The sequence below is a fragment of the Barnesiella sp. CU968 genome (assembly GCF_905219685.1).
In the GTDB taxonomy this organism is placed as follows: Bacteria; Bacteroidota; Bacteroidia; order Bacteroidales; family Muribaculaceae; genus Lepagella; species Lepagella muris_A.
On the sequence record NZ_CAJMXD010000381.1, the window covers coordinates 1 to 2787 of the forward strand.

The 2787-nt window shown below is 46.9% G+C and carries 4 protein-coding genes and 3 tRNA genes; all 7 read right to left on the bottom strand.

The genetic code is table 11. The features are described from left to right. Window positions 1-324: 50S ribosomal protein L11 (gene rplK, locus JX312_RS11775; protein WP_204458114.1), on the bottom strand; the 324-nt coding region annotated here is incomplete at its 3' end. A gap of 65 nt (window positions 325-389) precedes the next feature. After that, window positions 390-941, bottom strand: a complete 552-nt coding sequence (gene nusG, locus JX312_RS11780; RefSeq protein ID WP_123406087.1) for a transcription termination/antitermination protein NusG — start codon at window positions 939-941, stop codon at window positions 390-392. 21 nt (window positions 942-962) lie between these two features. Beyond that, complete coding sequence (gene secE / locus JX312_RS11785; RefSeq protein WP_123406089.1) at window positions 963-1154, bottom strand: preprotein translocase subunit SecE; 192 nt, start codon at window positions 1152-1154, stop codon at window positions 963-965. Between the two features lie 12 nt (window positions 1155-1166). After that, window positions 1167-1242 (bottom strand) — tRNA-Trp (locus JX312_RS11790). Between the two features lie 56 nt (window positions 1243-1298). Further along, window positions 1299-2486 (bottom strand): elongation factor Tu, encoded by a 1188-nt coding sequence (tuf, locus tag JX312_RS11795; protein WP_123406091.1) that lies wholly within the window; start codon window positions 2484-2486, stop codon window positions 1299-1301. Window positions 2487-2544: 58 nt separating this feature from the next. Continuing rightward, window positions 2545-2616 (bottom strand) — tRNA-Thr (locus JX312_RS11800). Window positions 2617-2621: 5 nt separating this feature from the next. After that, window positions 2622-2697: transfer RNA gene (locus tag JX312_RS11805), tRNA-Gly, on the bottom strand. Between the last annotated feature and the right edge of the window lie 90 nt (window positions 2698-2787).

Below are 2787 nucleotides of genomic sequence, written 5' to 3' on the forward strand. Positions count from 1 at the left end.
AATTGTCTTCACCTGATCCCAGGAAATTTCAGCTACCTTCTTGCGGTTAGGCTGAGCGGAACCACTCTTGACCTTGGCAACTTCTTTAAGCTGCACGGCAACAGGAGGTGTCTTTACAATAAAGTCGAAGCTCTTGTCAGTATAGTAAGTGATTACTACAGGAAGAACTTTACCGGCCTTATCCTGGGTGCGGGCATTGAATTGCTTGCAAAATTCCATGATATTGATACCCTTAGAACCAAGTGCAGGTCCTACTGGTGGAGACGGATTGGCTGCTCCGCCCTTAATCTGTAATTTGATCTGTCCAGCAATTTCTTTTGCCATTGTTCTACTTTTTTAAAGTTTGTTGTGAAATTGAATTATTCCGAAAGTGTAACATCCAGACGGAATCACTCTCTTTCAACTTGCGAATTTTCCAACTCAAGGTCAGTGGCGCGGCCAAATATCTTGACCTCCACCTTGATCTTCTTTTTCTCTGAGTTAACCTCCTTGATGACTCCGCTGAAGCCGCTGAACGGACCAAATGTCACTTTTACGGGTTCTCCCACTATGTAACGGTCTGTCGCTTCTTCTGTCGGCTCGCTCATCTCGTCGGCGCGTCCCAGCATCCTCATCACTTCACTTTCACGCAGAGACTCGGGCTTGCTGCCCTTGGCGCGACCACGCAAAAAATCAATGACATTAGTCGTGTTGCGGAGCTCATATTCTACTTCTCCGGTCAAACATGCCTGTATGAAGACATAACCGGAATAGAGAGTGCGCTCTTTGAGCACTTTCTTGCCATTGCGAGTGGTGTAAACTTTTTCAGTTGGAATCAATACCTGTGAAACGTATTGTCCGAGATCAGTGTTTTTGATCGCTGCCTCCAACACTTCCTTGACCTTCGCTTCCTTTCCCGAGATGGCACGCAAAACGTACCATTCTTTCTTTGATTCAGCCATTGAAATCCTTATTTGAAAAGTTTAAAAATTGATACTGTAAACCAACTCCATGAGAAGACTGAAGATCTTGTCTACTGCCCATATAAAGACTGCCAGGATGATGGAAGCTATCAACACAAGCACTGAGCTGTTGACAAGCTGCTTCTGAGTCGGCCAAGAAACCTTATACACAAGTTCGGTATAAGATTCCTTTATATCCTTGAATAATTTCATATTGTTTTTTATTGGCACGGGAAGAAAGACTCGAACTCTCGACACCCGGTTTTGGAGACCGGTGCTCTACCAACTGAGCTATTCCCGTAGATTAGGAGCCTCCTTAGCCGAAGGCCCCTTTTTATATTTTAGAGTCGTGAAGAATTAGTCCTCAACAACTGCTGTGATCTGACCTGAACCTACTGTGCGACCACCTTCACGGATAGCGAAACGAAGACCATTGTCCATTGCTACCGGAGTGATAAGCTTAACGTCGATCTCAACGTTGTCACCGGGCATTACCATCTCAATTCCTTCAGGAAGTGTGATCTCACCTGTAACGTCAAGAGTACGGATGTAGAACTGAGGACGATATTTGTTGTGGAACGGAGTGTGACGGCCACCTTCTTCTTTCTTCAGGATATAAACCTGAGCCTTGAAGTGATCGTGAGGTTTAACCTGACCGGGATGGCAGATAACCATACCACGTTTGATTTCGTCTTTGTCGATACCACGGAGGAGAAGACCTACGTTGTCACCAGCCTCACCCTCATCGAGGATCTTGCGGAACATCTCAACACCAGTTACGACTGATTTCTTGTCAGCGCCAAGACCGAGAATCTGAACCTCGTCACCAACTTTTACGCGACCAGCCTCGATACGACCTGTTGCCACTGTACCACGACCTGTGATTGAGAATACGTCCTCAACCGGCATAAGGAAGGGTTTGTCAACGTCACGGGGAGGAAGCGGAATCCAGTTATCAACAGCCTCCATAAGCTCCATAACCTTATCTTCCCACTGGGGCTCACCGTTGAGAGCACCAAGAGCAGAACCACGGATGATAGGAGTGTTGTCACCGTCATACTCATACTGAGAAAGAAGGTCACGCATATCCATCTCAACGAGTTCAAGCATCTCCTCGTCGTCAACCATGTCACATTTGTTCATGAATACAACAAGACGGGGAACGTTCACCTGACGAGCGAGAAGGATGTGCTCGCGAGTCTGAGGCATGGGACCGTCAGTTGCAGCAACTACGATGATAGCACCGTCCATCTGAGCAGCACCGGTAACCATGTTCTTCACATAGTCGGCGTGTCCGGGGCAGTCTACGTGAGCGTAGTGACGATTTGCAGTCTGATACTCTACGTGTGCAGTGTTGATTGTGATACCACGCTCTTTCTCCTCAGGAGCGTTGTCAATTGAATCGAATGAACGAAGCTCGGAGAGACCTTTTTCTGCAAGCACCTTAGTGATCGCTGCAGTAAGAGTAGTCTTACCGTGGTCTACGTGACCGATAGTACCGATGTTAACATGCGGTTTGGTTCTTTCGAATTTTTCTTTAGCCATAACTTTGCTATTATTGTAGTATAATTAATTTTATTACCTTTCGCGGGGAGAGGATTTGAGCCAATGGCGGGATTTGAACCCGCGACCTCTTCCTTACCAAGGAAGTGCTCTACCCCTGAGCTACATGGGCAAATCTGGAGCGGAAGACGAGGTTCGAACTCGCGACCCTTAGCTTGGAAGGCTAATGCTCTACCAACTGAGCTACTTCCGCAGATTATTTTTTTTGTGGGCGAAGATGGATTCGAACCACCGAAGGTATAAACCAGCAGATTTACAGTCTGCCCCATTTGGCCACTCTGGT